The sequence below is a fragment of the Tunicatimonas pelagia genome, from assembly GCF_030506325.1.
GTDB lineage: Bacteria > Bacteroidota > Bacteroidia > Cytophagales > Cyclobacteriaceae > Tunicatimonas > Tunicatimonas pelagia.
In genome coordinates this window covers 853,877-868,518 of record NZ_CP120683.1, presented here as the reverse complement: position 1 = coordinate 868,518, position 14,642 = coordinate 853,877, and the positions used below count along the sequence as shown (strand labels likewise).

The window sequence follows — 14,642 nt, the reverse complement described above, 5'->3', positions numbered from 1 at the left end:
AAAGTTTTGATCAAATAACTCATATCTTTGTCTGAGAGGTAAGCGTTCGCTACCCTCAACGTATACCGACTGCTATGCTATTGTTAACCTGCCGTATCACTTGGCTTTATTTATTGCTTGTTCCTTCGTTCGCCTTTGCACAGACAGGCGACCCGCCTAATATCATCTATATTTTAGCGGATGATATGGGCTACGGTGACTTAAAAAGCCTAAACGCCGCTTCGCAGATTCCTACTCCTCATATGGATCAACTGGTTCAGGAAGGAGTACACTTCACGGACGCTCACACCAACTCAGCCGTTTGCACTCCTACGCGCTACGGTATCTTAACGGGCCGCTACGCCTTCCGAACTCACCTGAAGCAAGGAGTGCTATGGGGGTATTCACCGGCCCTCATTGAGCCTGAACGAGCCACGGTAGCTACTTTTTTGCAAGATCAAGGCTACCATACCGCCTGCATCGGTAAGTGGCACCTGGGGCTAGACTGGGTGAAGCAAGACCCACAGCAGGAGATTAAAGATGTCAAGTGGAACGATCGGGTGCCGCAGGGCTACCAAGATAACGTGGATTACAGCCAACCTGTCAGCAACGGTCCGGCTAATCACGGCTTCGACTATTCGCTGATCATCCCTGCCTCGCTGGATATGAGTCCGTATTGCTATCTTCGCAATAACGTAGTCGTCCAGCCACCCACTGCTTACACCGAAGGTAAAAGTCAGGAAGCTGATGGCCGGGGCGTATTCTGGCGCGAAGGAAAAGTGTCACCTAGTTTCGACTTTGACCGGGTGCTGCCGACCCTGGTAGACTCTGCCTGTGCCTACGTAAAACGCCGGGCCTCCCAAGCTGATCCCTTCTTTTTGTACTTACCGCTTCCTGCGCCACACACGCCTTGGCTGCCGACCGAGGCTCATCACGACCGTTCTGAGGCTGGTCGCTACGGGGATTTTGTAACGATGGTAGATGCGATGGTGGGGCAAGTAATGCAAACCGTAGCGGAAAACGGCCTGACAGAAAATACCCTCATCATTGTGACTTCCGACAACGGGGCCGACTGGAATCCGGAAGACCAGAAGCAGTACGCACATCGGGCCAACCATATCTATAAAGGTCGCAAGGCGGATATTTACGAAGCGGGTCATCGGGTACCGTTTGTTGCCCGCTGGCCAGGGGTAATTCCGGCTGGCCAGCGTTCCAATCAGATTATGTGTTCCACCGACCTGATGGCTACCCTGGCCGGGATGCTCAACGCTTCGGTAGCTGAAACGGCGGGTGAAGACAGCGAAAACCTGTGGCCCGCCTTTATCGGCACGGATCGAGCCCCGATTCGGGAAGAGATCGTACACCATTCGTTACGAGGGGTATTCTCTATCCGGCAAGGGAAGTGGAAGTACACTCCCCACCGGGGTTCGGGCGGCTTCACCGAACCGGTAACGATCGCCCCAAACCCCGGCGAGCCATCCGGTACCCTCTACGACCTGGAAGCCGACCCTCGGGAGGAGCACAATTTATACGAAAAGTATCCTGATAAAGTGGCTGAATTAGCCGAACAACTGAAAAAGTACCAGGAAAACAATACTCCCTGATGGATGAGCCTACGCCACGATTGGTGACCCTACTTCTGCTAGGGATGCTGGTTTCGATGTGCCACTCCAAAGAGCCTCCGGCGGTGTCTTATGCGCTCACTTCGCCCGACGGGCAGGTGCAGGTCACTTTGAGTGATAGGAATCAGGAGCTACGCTTCGACTTACGCTACGGCGACGATACGTTGTTCGTTGCTTCCCCCTTAGGGCTAAAGGTTGACCAGACAGACTACAGCCAAAACGTACGATTGACGGAGGTATCCCAAGCTACTTACGACAGTACCTGGCAGACCATCAACGGTAAGCAGCCAAGCGTACGAAATCACTACCGTGAATACCGCTACGCAGTTACTCCCCAGGATCGCCAGCAAGTAATGTACGAACTACTGCTGCGCCTGTACGATGAGGGCTTGGCCTACCGATACGTCTTTACAGGCGAATCTGTCCAGGATAGCGTACAAATTGACGCTGAAACTACCCAGCTCAACTTCACGCGTGATTACTCCTACTGAGCCTACAACGGTGAGCGTCACAATGTGGGCCCCCTGCGGCGGTCTGAAGTCCGGAAAGACTCCCTACAGATTCCGGTAGTGGTTCAGTTAAAAGATAGCTGCTTTTTGGCGCTACACGAAGGGGCTATCGACCATTTTGCCCCCTTCACGATGGATGCCTCGGGAGAAGCTCAGTCGCTACGCTTCAATACCGACTACTCCCCGCAAGGTCGCGCGTTTCAGACCTCGTGGCGCACCTTTATCCTGGGGCAGCGCGCGGGTGATTTGGTAGAATCTAATCTGCTTGTTAATCTAAACCCTCCCAATCAGATCAACGATTCTGGCTGGATCAAACCTGGCAAATCCTTATGGGACTGGCGGGTGTGGGGTTATACGACGGAAGATGGCTACACCTACGGACCGAACACCGAGTCGCACAAACGCTTCATCGATTTTGCCGCCGAGCATAATATTCAGTACCTGCTGATTGATGCGGACTGGTACGGGGCAGAGTTCAGTACCGAGTCAGACCCCGCTACCGCCCGGGAGGGTATTATGATTGAAGAAGCGATGGCGTACGCCCGACAGCGTGGAGTTGGCCTCATTCTGTACCTGAACGATGTAGGAGCCAAGCAGTTTGGGCTAGAACGGGTGCTTCAGCAGTTTGCTGACTGGGGGGCTGTGGGGGTGAAGTACGGTTTTATGGAGGGCAGTCCTGAAGAAAAAGTGCAGCATACCCGGCGGGTGGTAGCACTATGCGCGAAGTATCAACTGATGGTAAACTTCCACGACCATCCGGTGCCTCCCAGCGGGGATCGCCGCAGTTGGCCTAACCTGATAACCCGCGAGTATGGTCATGCCCAGACTGACTCAAAGCGATCGTATTATCCCGAAACAGCGGTTAACCAGGTACTACTCAATATGATTGCAGGGCCTATTGATATGACCAATGGGTGGTTTGATTTGAACGGAGCGCACACCCGAGAGAAGGTCTTTGAAGAAATTCCGGGCACGGTAGCCGCTGAGGTTGCCAAGCTGATTGCGGTGTACAGCGGGTGGATGGTGCTGCCCGATGCTCCGGAAGCGTACCTAGTGAAAGCTGATTTGTTGGAGGCTATTCAGCAGATGCCAGCGCAGTTTGATAGCTTAGGCGTATTAGACGGAAAGCTGGATGAGCACGTCAGCGTGGTACGACGCGCGGGTGAAGAGTGGTTTGTAGGATCGTTAACGAATCGAGAGGTGCGGCAGTTGGCTATTCGGCTAGATTTTCTTCCTCCGGGGAAGACGTACGTAGCCACACTGTACGAAGACGCTGAGGATACTCACTACCAGAACAATAAGGAAGCCTACCGGATTCGGCAAAACGTAGTAGTTACGGCTGATTCGGTGTTATCCGTGCAGCTTGCTCCCGGTGGGGGACACGCAATACATATTTTCCCTCACGGAAAGTAAGCAACAGTAATGCACCGCGTCTCCCATCCTATCGTCACTAATACTGGAGTGGGAAAGTAACTTCTTAGCAAGTCTGTTCAGGTAAATGTGAATCCTTCTAAAGTAAAAATCCCGGTTTTATACCGGGATTTCTTGGTAGCGGGGAGCAGAATCGAACTGCCGACCTCAGGGTTATGAATCCTGCGCTCTAACCATCTGAGCTACCCCGCCATATTTTCAAAATGCTGATATCCGGCCGTTTACCGAACATAGTTGTTGTGCTTATGTTGCACCTTCTCTTCCTTTTACTTCGTAACCCCTTGAGCATCAGATAGTTGAATTCACAAGCGGTTGGATTATGAATCCCGCACTTCAATTATCCGAACCACGTAAGTCAGGGCGCATAGCCTGAACTACCTCGCCGCGGGACAGCCTCCGTGAAACGGATTGCAAAATTACGAAGATGCTTGGGAACTACAAGCATTAATTGCGGTAAAATTTCGAGTTCCGTTGGCGATATGATCAAAAAAAACTACCTTGCAATGGCTCAAAATACATTTATCTAGAGCGGAGTCGCTAAGATGAATGCAAATTTACACTGATATGGCTAATCATGAATTTACTGCCGAATTTGAGTTTAAAGCCTCACGCAAGATGCTATTTCCCTACCTTACCACTGCCAGTGGACTGGCACAGTGGTTTGCTGATGACGTTACAATCAATGAAGATAAGGTGTTTTCATTCGCCTGGGATGGCGAAGAACATCAGGCTAAGCTAGCTTCCCAGCGTGTCAATCGATTTGTTCGTTTTGATTTCCTCAATGGTTCAGATCAACCCCCAAATGGTACTTCTTTTCTGGAAATGCGACTAGATACTAATGATCTTACTGGTGCCGTTTTTCTTAACGTAACCGACTCTATGACCGCCGACGATGAAGAAGAGTTTTACGAAATATGGCTGCAACTCACCGATAGCCTGAAAGAAATTGTGGGTGGATAGCCGAAAAACTAAGTAGTTTCAAAATATTTTTTCGGCGATCGCTGTTATAGCTAACGTATGAAGAAGATTGACAAGCTCGTTATCAAGTCGTTTGTTGGGCCTTTCTTTCTCACATTTGTTGTGGTTGTTTTCATTCTGCTTACGCAGTATATGCTGAAGTACTTCGACGATTTTGTGGGAAAAGGACTGGGAGCCGAGGTTTTTGCGGAATTGCTGTTTTACTTTAGCATTAACATGACTCCGGTAGCACTACCACTGGCAGTGTTATTATCTTCGCTAATGACATTCGGTAATTTGGGTGAGCATTTTGAGCTGACCGCTATCAAAGGTGCCGGAATTTCCTTAACCCGAGCGTTGCGTCCGCTCTTTGTGTTGGTGAGCCTAATTTCAGTAGTAGCGTTTCTTTCCAATAATTTTGTAGTGCCGAAGGCCAACCTTAAAGCATACAGCTTACTATACGATATTAAGCAGAAAAAGCCCGCATTGGATATTCGGGAGGGCGTATTCTACGGCGGAATTCCCAATTTCAAGATCAAGATCAATCAGAAGTTTGCTGATGGCGAAACTATTAAAGATGTAATTATCTACGACCACAGCGAGGGGTTAGGCAACCGAAATGTGATTTTGGCGGATTCCGGGAAAATGTACACAATTCAGAATGATCGCTACCTGATGCTGGAGTTGTTTAAGGGGAATCGTTATTCGGAGACGACTAAAATGTTAGCTACCGCAAGTCGGGGCGGAGGTAACTCCCAATTTGTTCGCAATAATTTTGATACTACCAAAATGATTTTTGATCTGGCGAGCTTCGATCTTCAACGAACAAAAGAAGAGTACTTTGCGTCTCATCGCCGTATGCAAACTATGGAGCAATTATCTACTTCAATAGATTCTATGCAATACGAAAAAGTAGCGATCAAGTACGATGCCTTTGCTGGGTCTACGAATTTTTATAACTATCACTTACGCTATGATTCTCTCATGCCCGAGGGGTTAGAAGAACAGATTGTGGTGGCTGATATGGCGATTGATTCGGTAGATAGCGTAGAAAATATTCGACAAAGTGGCCTGTTAAGTATGGAGTCGAGTGCTATTAAAGCTGGAAACCTCAAGCGGCAACGGCAGGAGATTCAAGAGTCATTGGAAGAGGTAGGGACAAACAAAACAAAGCACGAAGTAACGGAGGTTGATACGGCTTTACTAGCCCAAGTAGAGAGCGAGATTACAGAAAGCGAGAGAGCCAGCATTATTTCTAAAGCACTTAATCAAAGTAGAACAATTAAAAATACGCTGCAAATCAATGCTCAAAAGCTAAGAAGGCTTGAGAGTGAGATTCGTAAGAATACCTACGAAAGCTATAAGAAAATAACCCAGGCGTTGTCCTGCTTAATTATGTTTTTGATTGGTGCTCCATTGGGTTCTATTATTAAACGTGGAGGCTTAGGTGTGCCTGTGCTGATTTCTGTCTGCTTCTTCATTGCTTTCTACGTAGTAACCGAGATGAGTCGGAAATGGGCGGAAGATTTGGTGATGAGTGCCGAATTGGCGGTGTGGCTTCCGAACATAGTGTTGCTTCCGTTCGGTATCGTATTTTTGATTCAAGCCCGTCTGGATGCCCGCCTGCTTGAGAGCGACTTTTACCGGGTTTTGATCGATCGATTGGTCATGCGGTGGAAAAACATTAGACAAAAGCCAGCAGTTTGAACAAAAAAGTTTTTAAATGGGTTTACCCAAGCAGATCGTATTGTAAATCAGTATTATTATTGATAACTTTGTGCCCTGTTTTTAAAACCATAGTGTAAAAATATACGCATGTACTTAAGTTCTGAAAAAAAGCAAGAGTTATTCGGCGACCATAGTCTTTCTAAATCTAAATCTGACACCGGTTCGGCTGAGTCTCAAATAGCTCTGTACACTTACCGCATTGCTCACCTGACGGAACATCTGAAGCAAAATAAAAAAGACCATTCTTCTCGTCGAGGGCTTCTTAAACTAGTAGGTAAGCGCAAGCGGTTGTTAGAGTATTTACACGATCGACACATTGAGCGTTATCGTGCAGTCTTGGCTGATCTAAATTTACGTAAGTAATAAAACCAGTTGATGGGGGAGGTTAGCCCCCTTCATTCGTATGTCTTGGACTTTTCTAGTCCTTTTTGCTTTCCTAAGAGCCTTTTTCTTCCATCATTTTAACCGGGAGAAGTTATTCTGGGCAACAAGTTATTTTATTAAAATTTCATTATGCAACCACAAGTAGTAACAAAGACTATTCAATTAAGTGATGGCCGTTCTATAACTATTGAGACCGGAAAATTGGCTCGCCAAGCCGACGGAGCGGTGGTCATCAGAATGGGTGACACTATGTTATTGGCTACGGTTGTTTCGGCGGCTGAAGCTAGAGAAGACGCTAGCTTCTTTCCTCTTTCGGTAGATTATCAAGAGAAGTTTGCATCAGCCGGAAAAATTCCGGGTGGCTTCCTGAAGCGAGAAGGTCGCCTTTCCGAACATGAGATTCTAACCAGCCGCTTGGTAGATCGGGCTATCCGGCCCATGTTTCCTGATGAATACATGGCTGAGACGCAGGTAAATATCATGATGATCTCGGCTGATGCTCAGGTAATGCCCGACGCACTCGCCGCGTTGGCAGCTTCTTCGGCAATTGCGGTATCAGACATTCCTTTTCCCGAACCTATTTCTGAAGTACGTGTAGTGCGGTCGGGTGGGGAGTACATTGTGAACCCCAACGAAGAGCAAACCGAGACCGCTGATCTTAATTTAATTGTGGCGGGGTCGCTGGACAATATCATTATGGTGGAGGGAGAAGCGCAGGAAGTGGGTGAGTCCGATATGCTGGAAGCTATTCAGGCTGCTCATGAAGTGATTAAGTTACAATGTAAGGCTCAACAAGAACTAGCCGAGGAACTAGGCGTCGTGAAGCGAGAGTTCATTCCACCTGAGCGTAACGAAGAGTTGTACCAGCAACTGCACGATCAGTACTACGATAAGATGTACGCCGTAGCCAGCCAAGGCGTGAATAACAAAGAAGAGAGAAAGAACCAATTTAAGGCGTTTAAGGACGAATATATTGACAGTCTTCCCGAAGATCATGAAGTAGATTTAGGACAGGTACACAAATACTTCAGCTCCATTCAGAAAAAAGCTTCTCGCGATTTAGTACTGAACGACCGAAAACGACTCGATGGTCGTCAGCTTGATGAAGTGCGTGCTATCTATACGGAGGTAAATTATTTGCCTACTGCTCACGGCTCAGCCGTATTTACCCGGGGCGAAACCCAGTCGTTGACTACGGTTACCCTAGGTACCAAGTTAGACGAGCAGATGATTGATAGTGCAATGGTAAAGGGCACTAATAAATTTTTACTACACTACAACTTTCCCGCATTCTCTACCGGTGAAATCCGTCCCAACCGCGGGCCGGGTCGTCGGGAGATTGGTCACGGAAACTTAGCGCATCGCGCCCTCAAAGGATGTATTCCGGCTGACGATGATAATCCTTACACGATCAGAGTAGTTTCAGATATTCTAGAATCGAATGGCTCTTCTTCTATGGCAACCGTCTGTGCCGGATCAATGGCGTTAATGGATGCCGGGATTCCGGTGAAACGACCAGTATCGGGCATTGCTATGGGAATGATTTCTGATCCAGAAACCAAGAAATACGCGATCTTATCCGATATTTTGGGAGATGAAGATCACTTAGGTGATATGGATTTTAAAGTAACCGGCACCGAAAAGGGAATCACTGCCTGCCAGATGGATATTAAAGTGGATGGACTGCCCTACGAAGTGCTAAGCGAAGCTTTATCACAAGCCAAAGCCGGGCGTATGCACATTCTGCAAGAAATGGCTAAAACTATCTCTGAGTCTAATGATGATCTGAAGCCCAACGCCCCTCGTTCCGAAACCGTGAAGATTGCTGCCGATATGATTGGTGCGCTCATTGGTCCAGGCGGAAAAGTTGTTCAGGAGATTCAAAAAGAAACCGATACCACCATCGTTATTGAAGAGGTAGACAACCAAGGTATTGTTAACGTATTTGCTACCGACCAAGAAGCAATGGATAAAGCTTTGGGTCGTATTAAAGCGATTGTGGCCATGCCGACTGTGGGCGAAGTTTACGATGGGGTTGTGAAGTCAATCATGCCGTTTGGGGCGTTCATTGAGTTTATGCCCGGTAAAGATGGTCTACTTCACATTTCTGAGATTAAGTGGGAGCGGGTAGAGAAAATGGACGGCGTAATGGAAGTAGGTGAGGAAATAAAAGTAAAGCTCACCGAAATTGATAAAAAGACGGGGAAATATCGTCTTTCTCGTAAAGCCTTACTTCCTAAGCCGGATAAAGCCAATCGTAGTTAGCATAAAAATTGCTAATCATTCCTCTGTAAATCCTAACAAGATTTGGGTGTCTGGTCAAAATTTATATAAACCTGATCGGAACTATCCTAAATTAGATAATTGTTGCATTCTTAGACATATCCATCGCATAAAGAAACCACGTGCATGAGACAACTCAAGATCAGTAAGCAAATCACCAACCGGGAAAGTCAATCATTAGATAAGTACCTTCAAGAGATTGGCAAAGTAGATTTGCTAACCCCAGACGAGGAAGTAGACTTAGCAAAGCGTATCCGTTCTGGTGATCAGTTAGCTCTAGAAAAACTAACCAAAGCTAATCTTAGGTTCGTGGTATCGGTAGCGAAACAGTACCAAAACCAGGGACTTACGCTAGGCGACTTGATTAACGAAGGAAATTTAGGGCTGATTAAAGCCGCTCAGCGATTTGACGAGACTCGTGGATTTAAATTCATCTCCTACGCCGTGTGGTGGATTCGTCAGTCTATTTTGCAAGCACTGGCCGAGCAGTCGCGAATTGTGCGCTTACCCTTGAACCGGGTTGGTTCACTCAATAAAATTTCCAAAACTTTTTCAGAGCTAGAGCAAAAGTACGAGCGAGAGCCTTCTCCCGATGAACTAGCTGATGTGCTAGAAGTGAGTACCAGCGAGGTAGTAGATACCATGAAAATCTCTGGTCGTCACGTTTCCATGGATGCGCCATTTGTACAAGGGGAAGAAAATAGCTTGTTAGACGTATTAGAGAATGAATCGGAAAACACTCCGGATTCTTCCTTAATGAATGACTCGCTTCGGAAAGAAGTGCAGCGCGCGCTTTCTACACTAACTCAGCGCGAAGCTGATGTTATTTCTCTCTATTTTGGGCTGAATGGCGAACACGCCATGACACTGGAAGAGATTGGTGAAAAATTCAACCTAACCCGGGAACGAGTTCGGCAGATCAAGGAAAAAGCGATTCGTCGTCTGCGCCACACGTCCCGTAGCAAAGCTTTGAAGCCATATTTAGGATAAAGACTAATAGTCTTTTGCATAATAATATAGATAGGCTTTCCGCAAGGAGAGCCTTTTTTGTAGCTACAACTTTGACTCTGTTGGTTACGTAAGATAATCTAGTGAATTAAAATTTAGTAGTGCTTTTCGCATAACAAGATCACATAGTATACTGTGTAAAGTATTGATATGCAGCGTGCTAGTACTATCAATTTTCTATTTTTAACTTTCAATTAGTACGATATATGACAACGGAAAAAGTAGAAGTATTAATAATAGGTTCTGGGCCAGCGGGATATACTGCCGCAGTTTACGCTGCTCGAGCCAATTTGAAACCAGTGCTGTACCAGGGAATTCAGCCCGGTGGGCAGCTTACCACTACTACCGATGTAGAGAACTATCCGGGCTACCCCGAAGGAGTAACTGGCCCAGAGATGATGATGGATTTTCAGAAGCAGGCTGAGCGGTTTGGTACCGACGTTCGTTTCGGTATGATAACGAAGGTAGATTTTTCAGTGTATCCACTGAAAGCAGTTGTAGATGATGAGCACGAAATTGAGGCTCAATCGGTAATTATTTCTACTGGTGCTTCGGCTAAGTGGCTGGGACTTCCGGGCGAAGAGCGATTGAATGGTAAAGGTGTTTCTGCCTGCGCGGTGTGTGATGGCTTTTTCTTTCGGGGAAAAGACTTGGTAGTAGTAGGTGGGGGTGATACGGCTGCCGAAGAAGCTAGTTATCTTTCTAAGTTAGCGAGTAAGGTGTACCTACTAGTACGCCGCGATGAGATGCGGGCATCTGCCATTATGCAGCAGCGAGTGGAACGAGCCGAGAATATTGAAATTCTTTGGAATACCGAAACCGAAAAAATACTTGGTGAAAATGAGGTAGAAGGAGTACGAGTAGTGAATAACCAGACCGGAGAAAAGCAAGATATTCCGGCTCAAGGATTTTTCGTAGCCATTGGCCATAAACCCAATACCGATATCTTCCGCGACTACCTCGATATGGATGAAAACGGTTATCTCATCACCAAGGCAGATTCTACCGAAACGAATGTTCCCGGAGTATTTGCTTCCGGTGATGCCCAAGATCATGTGTATCGGCAGGCTATTACCGCTGCGGGTACCGGATGTATGGCAGCATTGGAGGCGGAGCGATTTCTAGCAGCGCAAGAAGCTGACCTAGTAGAAGGTACTCCTACCATTGCCATGAAGTAACAATTCTTTTAGATAACCCTGAGGAAAAGCCACTTCTTAATTTTCTAGGAAGTGGCTTCTTCATTGATGTCAAACTAAAATGCGCTATTACTTCATTTGGTAAGCAGTGCGTCGCTGGCTATTCTGTAGAATCTGATAAATCCTAGCTATTTCCTCGAGGGCAGATCAAAGGCTTTAGCTTCGTGTTCAAAGTGACCTTTATGGGCACCATCGCAGAAGGGCTTATTCTCTGACAGACCGCAGCGACACAGACTGACCAATGTGCGTCCGCCCAAACCGTATACGTTTCCTTCTTTGTCTACAATCTCAAAGTTGCCATCTATTTTAAGCGAGCCATTGTTGTTTACAGTGATCTTTGTTGATGCCATAGTTTTTAGTTAGAACCGCGTCGGCGGCCGATTGAAAATGGACAGCTGATAGTTTTAATACCTAATTAAGCACGAATCATCTTAAAGTGTTTGATATTGCACTCCTCAAATTCATCACCCACTTTCTCGAATCCAAAGCGTTCGTAGAAAGATATTGCAGTGATTTGGGCGTGAAGATATACCGACTGATCAGACCAAGCAGATTCATCAATATCAATAAGTGCCTGTCGAAGAATAACTGCACCTACTCCTTTTCCTCGGTGGGAAGCTAATACAGCAAATCGCTCCAGTTTTATTCCTTGCTCCGTTTTTCGCCATCGGGCAGTGCCACAAGGAACTTTAGCTTTATCATAGGCCAAGTAATGGGCTGCTGTAGCGTCGTACTCATCGTATTCTTCCTCGGGAGCTACCTGCTGTTCCTGCACAAATACTTCATTGCGAATTTGAAAAGCTTGCTGTAGCTCTTCATCAGTACTCACTTTACGAACCATCATCATTATTCATATGATCGTCGGCTCGTTTGTAAGCGTTAATAATATCTTTTACAATACGATGGCGGACAACATCCTCACTGGTAAGCGTAACAAAGCCAATTCCTTTTACTCCTTTCAGTACGTTAAGTGCATCAATAAGTCCTGATTTCTGTTTACGGGGCAGGTCGATCTGCGAACGATCTCCTGTGATAATAACCTTAGAATTTGGTCCCATTCGGGTTAAGAACATTTTGATCTGCATCGGCGTAGTATTCTGGGCTTCATCCAGCAGAATGAAAGCGTTTTGTAGAGTACGACCACGCATGTAGGCCAAAGGGGCAATTTCAATAATTTTATTCTCCTCGTAAAACTTGAGTTTTTCGCTAGGTACCATATCGCCCAAAGCATCGTAGATGGGGCGCAGATACGGATCAATCTTTTCTTTCAGGTCACCCGGTAGAAAGCCTAGATTTTCTCCGGCTTCCACTGCTGGGCGGGTAATAATAATCTTTTTTACCCGCTTGTTTTTTAGAGCCCGCACGGCTAAAGCTACTGAGATGTAGGTTTTTCCGGTTCCGGCCGGACCGATAGCGAACACTAAGTCATTTTGAGCTGCTGATTGTACTAATTCGTACTGGTTGACTGTGCGGGGCTTAATTACTGCTCCCCGAGTACCGTAAAGCAGTATATCATCTACACTTTCATCAACCATCGGCTGCTTTTCGTTGCTAATGTAGGTCTTCACTTCTTCTTCATCCACTTTACCGTAGCGGGAATAATGATTTAGTAACGCATTGATAATATCGTTGATCTTGATAATTTCAGGAGTGCTCCCCTGAATGCGAATTTCGTTGCCTCGAGAAATGACCTTACTTTCGGGAAAGGCGTTAGATATAAGTCGGATGTTTTTGTTCTGAATACCTAAAAAATCAGGTAAAGAAACGTCGTCTAGTGTAATAATTTTTTCTACCAATCGCTGTAATTTTCTGTTGCTAAGATTTTACTATTTAAACGAGCAAACAACTGAGTAATGTTTACTTTTGCCTTAATAAATGTAAGCATAATTCGACGCGAAACCATGTCCATTATCACTTTTACCTCTGACTTCGGGACAACCGACCACTACGTGGCAGCGGTAAAAGCCAAGCTGTATAGTTTAGATGCTGATGTTCAGATTGTAGATATTAGTCATTCCATAGAAGCCTTTAATATTGCCCAAGGTTCATTTGTTATCAAATCGGTTTATCGTGATTTTCCGGTAGGTACCGTTCACTTAGTGGCGGTTGATGCCCAATCGCCCAATCAGAAGTACATTGCTGTGAGTTTGGAAGGGCACTACTTTGTTGGGGCGGATAATGGCTTATTGAGTTTACTAAGTGAGCAGGGGCCCGAAGAGATTATTGTGTTAGATACTAAAGATACCACGACCTTCACTACCAAAGAGATACTTGCCCCAGCAACTGTTGCACTTAGCCAGGGTGTAGCTATTCAAAAGTTAGGTAGCCTGGTCAGTGAACTAGAGCGACGGTTACCCCGAATGCTAAAAGCGACTCGCAAGCAGATTGTGGGTCATGTAGTCCACGTTGACCACTACGGGAATCTGATTACCAATATTGACCAAAATACATTTGAACATCTGCGAAAGGAAGCTTCTTTTCAGATACGCTTTGGGCGAGAAACGGCTAATCACTTGCAGCAGCATTACCACGAAGTAGAGTACGGTGAGGTTTTTCTATTATTTAACAGTGCTGGCTGGCTGGAAATTGGAATCAACCAGGGCAACGCTCACGAACTTTTGGGGCTAAGTTACGATAGCCCAATTATGATTCAGTTTGAGCGAGATAGCGGGTAAAGTGCTTGATAAATTCTGTAAAGTTCCCTACGTTTGCTCTCCGTTTTTGCCCAGGTGGCGGAATTGGTAGACGCGTTGGTCTCAAACACCAATGGCTTCGGCCGTGCCGGTTCGACCCCGGCCCTGGGTACTGGAAAGCTGTTAGCATTCGCGCTAATAGCTTTTTTTACGCTTTTTTCGCAGATTTGTTAACCAACTTAAACCACTATTACCCACATTTACGCAAGTATTTTGCTAGAATCTTGCTAGAAAACCTACACCACCCATGCCTGAGATCGCTTTTTACCTCGCTACCAGAACGCCTAAGAACCCTCCCAAAATGTGGGTAATAGCTGTATATTTTGAGACTTTCTTTGAAAGCGATAAAAAAATAAGCAGCCCTGTTTAGAAGACTGCTCACCAACTAATTTACTATTGCAGAAAACTATTTACCCATCGCTTCCTCCATTGATTCATAGTATCGGATGTCAAACTTATCGAAGCTAAAGTCTGGGTTTTTTTCTGAAATTTTTCGTCTTCCAATTGATACGCTGTTTTTAAACAATGGATTGTTGGGTAAGATTTTGCGATGATACTTTAGCCCTTTACCCCACATCTTCTCTTTCCAATGAACATGGTACCACTCCATGGCTTCTTGATCAAATACTGATAACGAAGTTTTATCAAAGATTAACGTGGTAATGTCGTTGTTGCTAACAACAGATTCAATTTCCGCGAAGAAATCCTTAAATGCCTTATTAGGTATATACGTTTTTTTAGAACGGCACAATAAGGTTTGAGACTGCTCAATTAATTCTGCTTCTAAAAACTCATTTGCTAACACATCATTCTTTACAACCATAGCGTTTTTGTTTACCTTTTTTATTAAAA

At 45.9% G+C, this 14,642-nt stretch carries 13 protein-coding genes, 2 tRNA genes and 1 pseudogene; 11 read left to right on the top strand and 5 right to left on the bottom strand.

The features are described 5' to 3' along the window. Positions 1–74: 74 nt before the first annotated feature. From P0M28_RS03490 to P0M28_RS31270, 3 genes and pseudogenes are all read left to right on the top strand, one after another. The gene (locus tag P0M28_RS03490) at positions 75–1,583 is read left to right on the top strand and encodes a sulfatase family protein (RefSeq protein ID WP_302208100.1); all 1,509 of its coding nucleotides are present in this window, start codon (positions 75–77) and stop codon (positions 1,581–1,583) included. Beyond that, positions 1,583–2,908 (top strand): annotated as a pseudogene (locus tag P0M28_RS03485) (glycoside hydrolase family 97 N-terminal domain-containing protein); the annotation flags it as partial. The gene P0M28_RS03490 and the pseudogene P0M28_RS03485, both read left to right, overlap by 1 nt. 84 nt (positions 2,909–2,992) lie before the next feature. Then, a complete protein-coding gene (locus P0M28_RS31270) occupies positions 2,993–3,523 on the top strand; it encodes a glycoside hydrolase family 97 C-terminal domain-containing protein (RefSeq protein WP_496060946.1) in 531 nt (176 codons plus the stop codon). 133 nt (positions 3,524–3,656) lie between these two features. Here P0M28_RS31270 and P0M28_RS03475 read toward each other — a convergent pair. Further along, positions 3,657–3,733, bottom strand: a tRNA-Met gene (locus P0M28_RS03475). 372 nt (positions 3,734–4,105) lie between these two features. Between P0M28_RS03475 and P0M28_RS03470 the strand changes: the two genes are divergently transcribed. The 6 genes from P0M28_RS03470 (at position 4,106) to trxB (ending at position 11,079) form a co-directional block, all read left to right on the top strand. Beyond that, the gene (locus tag P0M28_RS03470; protein WP_302208098.1) at positions 4,106–4,501 is read left to right on the top strand and encodes an START-like domain-containing protein; all 396 of its coding nucleotides are present in this window, start codon (positions 4,106–4,108) and stop codon (positions 4,499–4,501) included. Between the two features lie 57 nt (positions 4,502–4,558). After that, positions 4,559–6,205, top strand: a complete 1,647-nt coding sequence (locus tag P0M28_RS03465; RefSeq protein WP_302208096.1) for an LptF/LptG family permease — start codon at positions 4,559–4,561, stop codon at positions 6,203–6,205. Between the two features lie 108 nt (positions 6,206–6,313). Continuing rightward, positions 6,314–6,589, top strand: coding sequence for a 30S ribosomal protein S15 (gene rpsO, locus P0M28_RS03460; protein WP_302208094.1), 276 nt, complete (start codon positions 6,314–6,316; stop codon positions 6,587–6,589). A 150-nt stretch (positions 6,590–6,739) separates the two neighbouring features. Further along, positions 6,740–8,875 carry a polyribonucleotide nucleotidyltransferase gene (gene pnp / locus P0M28_RS03455; RefSeq protein ID WP_302208093.1) on the top strand — a complete coding sequence of 712 codons (2,136 nt, stop codon included), beginning with the start codon at positions 6,740–6,742 and terminating at the stop codon, positions 8,873–8,875. A gap of 144 nt (positions 8,876–9,019) precedes the next feature. Further along, positions 9,020–9,883 (top strand): sigma-70 family RNA polymerase sigma factor, encoded by an 864-nt coding sequence (locus P0M28_RS03450; RefSeq protein ID WP_302208092.1) that lies wholly within the window; start codon positions 9,020–9,022, stop codon positions 9,881–9,883. A 224-nt stretch (positions 9,884–10,107) separates the two neighbouring features. Then, the gene (trxB, locus tag P0M28_RS03445; RefSeq protein ID WP_302208091.1) at positions 10,108–11,079 is read left to right on the top strand and encodes a thioredoxin-disulfide reductase; all 972 of its coding nucleotides are present in this window, start codon (positions 10,108–10,110) and stop codon (positions 11,077–11,079) included. Between the two features lie 146 nt (positions 11,080–11,225). On the opposite strand, the gene P0M28_RS03440 is transcribed toward trxB, so the two are convergent. From P0M28_RS03440 to P0M28_RS03430, 3 genes are all read right to left on the bottom strand, one after another. Next, positions 11,226–11,447, bottom strand: coding sequence for a CDGSH iron-sulfur domain-containing protein (locus P0M28_RS03440; RefSeq protein WP_302208090.1), 222 nt, complete (start codon positions 11,445–11,447; stop codon positions 11,226–11,228). Positions 11,448–11,512: 65 nt separating this feature from the next. Then, the gene (locus P0M28_RS03435) at positions 11,513–11,944 is read right to left on the bottom strand and encodes a GNAT family N-acetyltransferase (protein ID WP_302208089.1); all 432 of its coding nucleotides are present in this window, start codon (positions 11,942–11,944) and stop codon (positions 11,513–11,515) included. Then, on the bottom strand, positions 11,928–12,893 hold the full coding sequence (locus tag P0M28_RS03430) for a PhoH family protein (protein WP_302208088.1): 966 nt from the start codon (positions 12,891–12,893) through the stop codon (positions 11,928–11,930). The genes P0M28_RS03435 and P0M28_RS03430 overlap by 17 nt, the downstream gene beginning before the upstream one ends. Before the next feature lie 105 nt (positions 12,894–12,998). On the opposite strand from P0M28_RS03430, the gene P0M28_RS03425 reads away from it, so the two are divergent. After that, a complete protein-coding gene (locus P0M28_RS03425) occupies positions 12,999–13,772 on the top strand; it encodes an SAM hydrolase/SAM-dependent halogenase family protein (protein WP_302208087.1) in 774 nt (257 codons plus the stop codon). Positions 13,773–13,820: 48 nt separating this feature from the next. Then, positions 13,821–13,902: transfer RNA gene (locus P0M28_RS03420), tRNA-Leu, on the top strand. Positions 13,903–14,196: 294 nt separating this feature from the next. On the opposite strand, the gene P0M28_RS03415 is transcribed toward P0M28_RS03420, so the two are convergent. After that, complete coding sequence (locus P0M28_RS03415; protein ID WP_302208085.1) at positions 14,197–14,613, bottom strand: hypothetical protein; 417 nt, start codon at positions 14,611–14,613, stop codon at positions 14,197–14,199. Positions 14,614–14,642 lie beyond the last annotated feature (29 nt).